Annotated in this window: 5 protein-coding genes and 1 pseudogene; 4 read left to right on the forward strand and 2 right to left on the reverse strand. The window is 51.1% G+C overall.

All coding sequences use genetic code 11. The features are described from left to right. Positions 1 to 53: 53 nt before the first annotated feature. Together ITX55_RS21850 and ITX55_RS21855 are read left to right on the forward strand one after the other, a co-directional pair. On the forward strand, positions 54 to 1,154 hold the full coding sequence (locus ITX55_RS21850; RefSeq protein ID WP_042783419.1) for an alkene reductase: 1,101 nt from the start codon (positions 54 to 56) through the stop codon (positions 1,152 to 1,154). A 385-nt stretch (positions 1,155 to 1,539) separates the two neighbouring features. Continuing rightward, positions 1,540 to 1,710, forward strand: a complete 171-nt coding sequence (locus ITX55_RS21855) for a hypothetical protein (RefSeq protein WP_162837995.1) — start codon at positions 1,540 to 1,542, stop codon at positions 1,708 to 1,710. A 65-nt stretch (positions 1,711 to 1,775) separates the two neighbouring features. Here the strand turns inward: ITX55_RS21855 and ITX55_RS21860 are convergent, their stop codons facing one another. Next, positions 1,776 to 2,288, reverse strand: a complete 513-nt coding sequence (locus tag ITX55_RS21860; protein WP_187048500.1) for a DUF962 domain-containing protein — start codon at positions 2,286 to 2,288, stop codon at positions 1,776 to 1,778. A gap of 588 nt (positions 2,289 to 2,876) precedes the next feature. Then, a pseudogene (locus ITX55_RS24145) lies at positions 2,877 to 3,083 on the reverse strand (winged helix-turn-helix domain-containing protein); the annotation flags it as partial. Positions 3,084 to 4,072: 989 nt separating this feature from the next. Between ITX55_RS24145 and ITX55_RS21865 the strand changes: the two are divergent. Both ITX55_RS21865 and pqiA read left to right on the forward strand, forming a co-directional pair. Continuing rightward, positions 4,073 to 5,002, forward strand: coding sequence for a VirK/YbjX family protein (locus ITX55_RS21865; RefSeq protein WP_048322285.1), 930 nt, complete (start codon positions 4,073 to 4,075; stop codon positions 5,000 to 5,002). Between the two features lie 81 nt (positions 5,003 to 5,083). Beyond that, positions 5,084 to 6,235, forward strand: a 1,152-nt coding sequence (pqiA, locus tag ITX55_RS21870; protein WP_255612420.1) for a membrane integrity-associated transporter subunit PqiA, incomplete at its 3' end; no start/stop codon positions are given.

Here is a 6,235-nt window from a genome sequence, read left to right on the forward strand (position 1 = left end):
GGCCTCAGCAAAACATCATCGCCCTACGGCCTAATTCACATGAGGGAAGCGCCATGCTTTTTGACTCGTATTCTTTAAACGGTTTATCGCTTAACAATCGCATCGTCATGCCGCCAATGACCCGCTCTCGTGCCGGCGCCGGCGACGTCGCCACCGACATGATGGCTGAATATTATGCCCAGCGCGCCAGCGCCGGGCTGATCGTCAGCGAAGGCACGCAGATCAGCCAGCAGGGCCAGGGTTATGCCTGGACGCCCGGCATTTACACCCCGGAACACATCGCCGGTTGGAAAAAAGTCACCGACGCCGTACATCAGGCCGGCGGCAAGATCTTCGCGCAGCTTTGGCACGTCGGCCGCGTGTCGCATACCATTTTACAGCCTGGCCACGCCGCGCCGGTCTCCTCCTCCGCCATCCAGGCCGACGGGGTCAAGGTGTTCGTGGATGTCGAAGGCCGCGGGCCAGAGCATGGCGTGGGTGAAATGGTGCAGCACTCCGCACCGCGCGCCTTAACGCGGGAAGAAATTCCGGCGATCGTCAACGACTACGCCCAGGCGGCCCGCAACGCCATTGCCGCCGGTTTCGACGGCGTAGAGCTGCACGGCGCGAATGGCTATCTGATCAATCAGTTTATCGACTCGCGGGAAAATCAGCGCGACGACGAATACGGCGGTTCACTGCAAAATCGCCTGCGTTTCCTACGGGAAGTGGCGCAGGCGGTGGCGGACGCCATCGGTAAAGAGAAACTGGGCGTGCGTCTGGCGCCGCTGACCACCCTGATGGGCTCGCAGGACGATACCCCGGAAGCCACCTATCTGGCGGCGGCCAGCGTGCTGAACGATATCGGCGCCGCTTACATTCACATCGCTGAAGCGGACTGGGATGACGCTCCGGTGATGCCGGCGGCGTTCAAAGAGTCGCTGCGCCTGATTTTCCGCGGCACGCTGATTTACTCGGGCAAATACACGCGTGAACGCGCTGAAGAAGCGCTGGCCAAAGGCTGGGCGGATCTGATCGGCTTCGGCCGCCCGTTCATCGCCAACCCGGATCTGCCTCACCGCCTGCAACACGGGCTGGCGCTGAATGCGCCAATCAAAGAGAAATTCTTCGGCGGCAGCCGGGAAGGCTACACTGATTACCCGACGATCGGGTAAATATGTTCAGCCCCCCGAGCCTGCAAGTGCGGGGGGCTTCGCTGGCTTGGTAAACAACGCTCTTCTGAATAAGCGACATAACCCAGATTTTCAGTGTCCGCACGATAAATAAAAAATAAATCGAAAACCTTAGATATAAAATAATAAATTAAACATTTTCATTTCAATTTTTTATTAGAACACAAAAAAACAAAACATATAAAAACAATATAAATTGAAATAAAAACAATGAAACCAAGAAAAATGAAAACTTAAAACACAATATTAAATCAAAATTTAAACACATAACCCGTATTTCCCGAACAGGGTTGAATATATATGCGAACGTGTAAATATCTTTCCGAACAGCGCTATTGTGGCGCTGCGTTGATTAAGGAAAGATCTTATGTCTAAATCACCTATTGGCACTACAGCCACGACAGGGCAAAAATGCCCGGAAAGCGGCGTCTGGGAAGTGGTCGGCAAACCCTCAACCACAGCGCCAATCGCTAAAGGCAATATCATGCCGCCCTATGGCGGCAAAGGGGTCACCTGGAAATTGATCCAATACGCATAATCCGTCGTCTTCAGGCCTCTTTTTTCAAAAGGGGCCTCGCAGAGAAAACGTATTCATTCCTTATTTCATCTCTTCCCGCTGCGCACCTTGCCCGCGCGCATTTCGATGTTCTGCTGCAGTTCGCGCAGCCCGCCGACCAGGAAGCAGGCTTCCGCCAGCACGAACAGTGGGCCGATGATCAGGCCCGTCACGTCGTCCATAAACGCCGGTTTTCGCCCCTCCCAGAAATGCCCGACAAACTGAAACAGCCAGCCGATGACGAAGCCGCCGATGCCGACGCTCAGCCACGCCGCCGTCGACAGCGACGCTATCCAGGCGCCGAACACGAGGTACAGCAGCAGCAACGCCAGCATCAGAATGCCAAGGCGCAGATTCAACCGCAGGTAATAAAGGGCCGAAACGATAACCGCCGCGCAGGCCGGCGAAAACGGCAGCCACCCCGCGCCCCATGCCGGCCGGGAGAGCAGCGCCAGCAGGCTGACGACGATCAGGGGGATACCGATAAAATGCGTAGCGATATTGCGCGCATCGCGATGATAGGCGGCATAAGCGGCAAGTTGATCTTCCAGACTTCGCATGTTGACCTCCGAATGACGCGCACGGCCGAGCTTGCTCATTGCATTAAAGATAGCCGTATCGTTCAGCATAGGAAAATGGTCAGGGATTGGCGGAAGATCACAGGAGTATCAAAATCAACACAACATACTGTTTTAAATAAAATAATTATGAATCACCATTCATATTATACACACATATATACATACTTGTTACCGCTACATTCAGAGTTGTTTAAATTACAGCCAATACCGGCGCTTACTCCACTTACAAAAAAGATTTATCGCAAAACTGTTCACCCTATACACCTTTTGATTTTACCCTTTTATTTCAATGCATTGAATGGTGTATGGCTACCTTCTCGGTGTACACCCCTGTTCACCTACAGGGTGAACAGTCTGAATCGCAGGCACAAAAAAACCGGCCTGAGCCGGTTTGGGGAACGCTTGTCGTTATGATATTGGCCATTCAAGCGGCCGATAGGATGCCCTGGTGTTGCTGCATGTATTAGAGTCACTGCCACTATAGGCGGCGCTGCGATTGAGCGTCCAATGGGTTCGGCAGATCAATAACGGCCTATTGATCGGCCGGGCCGATCGACTCGCTCATTGTCACACTGCACCACACTTCGGCAGCCAGTCCGCCTCACATTCCTCACTCAATATCAGGTTGGTTTGTATTCCGTGCTTGGTGCGGCGTTTCAGCAACGTGTGTTCGTACTCTTTCAGCGTCTGCGGCACCGCCTAGCCGAACGCCGTCAGGTTCATCACTTGCTGATACCCCCTTGCAGCCGTAAACGACAGGTAGGCGTGGTACAGGTTGCAATGCGATATACTACCGGTCACTGAATTACATCAGGTTTTTATTAACCGCCAGTATCACCGACGGGATATGGATCCACGTAGGCGGCCCGATATTTCAGCTCTATGATGAGCACATTTTCGTCAGTTAAGGCATCAATGCTCGCCCTTTATAATTCGTCCCCTAGACAGCATGAAAATAAGCAATTGAATTTTAAAAAATTACGCCAACTCATATTCTTCGTAAAAAACCAAGAAGACACTGAATAAAAATAGATGCCCCTCTTGTTTTACAAACATCTCTAGCGTACGAAAACATTTGCATAGAAACAGCGCACTCTACACACATTAGAATAAAAAAGGTTTAATTTAATAATCACAATACATATCATTTCACCCCTGTTTCAGAACTATCCCTCATATAAAACAGCGACCTATCCAAGATAGATTCTATATCGCCACACTTACTTATAAAATCATCTTGCCAATCTCTTTATTTTCACTTAATAATTAAAGTTCGATTCCATTACTAACAACCCGGGATATTACTAGCACCCTTCACTATAATAATCAGTCAACGGCGCCGCTTTCCGCAATCGAGCCTAGTTAATTCATTAGGCAGTTTAACGATAAAATCGTTACCACCCTGAAAAAACATATCCCAACAGCCTCTACTTCACTCTAAAACGCATTATTATATTCTGATTTTAATAATATTCTGAGTGAGAAAGTTACCCCCCGTGGTTAATTATGTCAACAATGTTCAGAGCACTGTATTTCAAAGAGCAAACATCAATAGCCATACTTATGACGCCATATGAAGAAAAAAACATCGACTTATTATAAAATGCACAACAATTACATGCCATTAGCGTTAAAAATACCTTCTCCATCAAACCTTGATAAATAGCAGACAATAAATTAACAATCATCTATTAGAATGGCATAAAAACCGCCAGTCAATAAACATGCAAAAGTCAAAGAATAGTGCTTGCAGGATATGAATCTTGAAAAAAAACATTATCTACGAATTACTCTCGGGACAGATCGTCCCAGGTCCTGTCTGGAGGAAGAAGAGCTTCCGTGCAAAGTTTTTACTTCGACTTATTTTATACTATTCACCGACTAAAAAGGCACTATCCATTTTAACTCAACAGAGTGATTTAAAATCGATATTATATCATCAAAACACATTCCCTTGTAAAACGCACAGGCAATACCTGATGCGCAACCTTAATGCCAAACAACGCGCATCGGCTATTGTCAGCCATTACCGATATGTGTCTTCCCTCAACAACAAAATGCTGTCCAATGCGCTGATATCACAAGAAGAAACGATTTTGGCGGAATTCACCGGCAGAGAAGAGGCACGTTTTACCATTTCTGCCTCTTGTGCGCACAAGGCAGAACGAGAAGGTGAGTCAACGCTATGGCTGCGTGGTGACAATAATGTGTTACTCGCCAGCGTGACCTTTTCGGCCGTGTCCGAAGGGGCTGAATGGCATTTCATCATTGGTGGTCTGCAAGGCCCTGGACGGCACGTACCGCACGAGACCATCAAAGAAGCTACGCGTGCTCTGTCGGGTATTTTCCCCAAACGTGTTTTGATGGAGTTTATCAGCCGCTTCGCTGAACTCACTGCGGTGAGCGCCATTTATGGCGTCAGTGATAATGGACACGTTTTTCGCTCATTACGCTATCGACTGAGCAAAGGCCGGCATTTACATGCAAGTTACGACGATTTCTGGTCATTGATAGGCGGGATAAAACAAAATGCCTGGCGCTGGCAACTGCCCTTGACGTTTGAAAGAAAATCTTTGGAGCATATTCCCAGCAAAAAACGCGCGGAGTATCGCCGACGTTTTCAAATCATAGATGATATTGCAGAGCAAGTTCGCACGCTTAATACGACTAACCTCTGCGCGAAAATTGCATAATAAAACTATCATGAACATTCTTGGGACAGTTTTTTGAGTCAAATACCCCGTACGTTGCCCCCCAATTACAGGGAAAACCAGTTGCCATCCTTCAGTCGGCCAGCACTACTGCACATCGACGCGTCGTCACAGAATAAGACGCTCTGCCCGCAGTGCGACATGCTGGTGGCGCTGCCGCCGCTGGCCTATGGCAGCAAAGCGGTATGCCCGCGCTGCAAAACCACGCTCACGACCCGCTGGGACGAGCCGCGCAAGCGGCCGATCGGTTACGCGCTCAGCGCCTTGTTCATGCTGGTGCTGGCCAACATTTTCCCGTTTATCAACATGCGCGTTGCCGGCCTCGGCAACGAAATCCGGCTGATCCAAATCCCGGAAGTCATGGTGGCGGAAGACTACGCCAGCATGGCCACGCTGTTTATGGTGTTCGTGCAGCTGATCCCGGCGTTCTGCATGGTGGCGATCGTTCTGCTGTGCGCCAAAGTGCGCTTGCCGCTGGGGCTCAAAGCGTGGATGGCCCGGGTGCTATTCCAGTTCAAGACCTGGTGCATGGTGGAGATTTTCCTCGCCGGTGTGCTGGTCAGCTTCGTCAAGCTGATGGCCTACGGCGACATCGGCATCGGCAGCAGCTTCGTGCCCTATTGCCTGTTCTGCCTGCTGCAGGTGCGCGCTTTCCAGTGCGTGGACAGGCGTTGGCTGTGGCAGGACATCGAACCGGCGCCGCGCCTCGACCGCCCGCTGACGGCGGGGCGTACCGGCATGCGCCAGGGCGTGCGCTCTTGCGCGTGCTGCACGGCGATCCTGCCGGCCAACCAGGTGCGCTGCCCACGTTGCCACACCCCCGGCTATGTGCGCCGCCGCCACAGCCTGCAGTGGACGCTGGCGCTGCTGGTGACCTCTGTCATGCTGTATATACCGGCCAACCTAATGCCGATCATGGTGACCGAGGCGCTGGGCAACAAGATGAACTCCACCATCATGGCGGGGGTGATCCTGCTGTGGGGAAGTGGCTCTTACCCGGTGGCGATGGTGATTTTCATCGCCAGCATCATGGTGCCGTCGCTGAAAATGCTGGCGATCGGTTGGCTGTGCTGGGATGCAAACGGCAGGAAGAAACCGCGTGCCGACAGCGAGCGCATGCATCTGATTTATGAAGTGGTCGAATTCGTTGGTCGTTGGTCAATGATCGACGTGTTTGTGATCGCCGTGTTGTCGGCGTTGGTGCGAATGGGGCAG

Origin of the sequence: Serratia sp. EWG9, assembly GCF_019913725.1 — a bacterium.
Lineage (GTDB): Bacteria > Pseudomonadota > Gammaproteobacteria > Enterobacterales > Enterobacteriaceae > Serratia > Serratia ureilytica.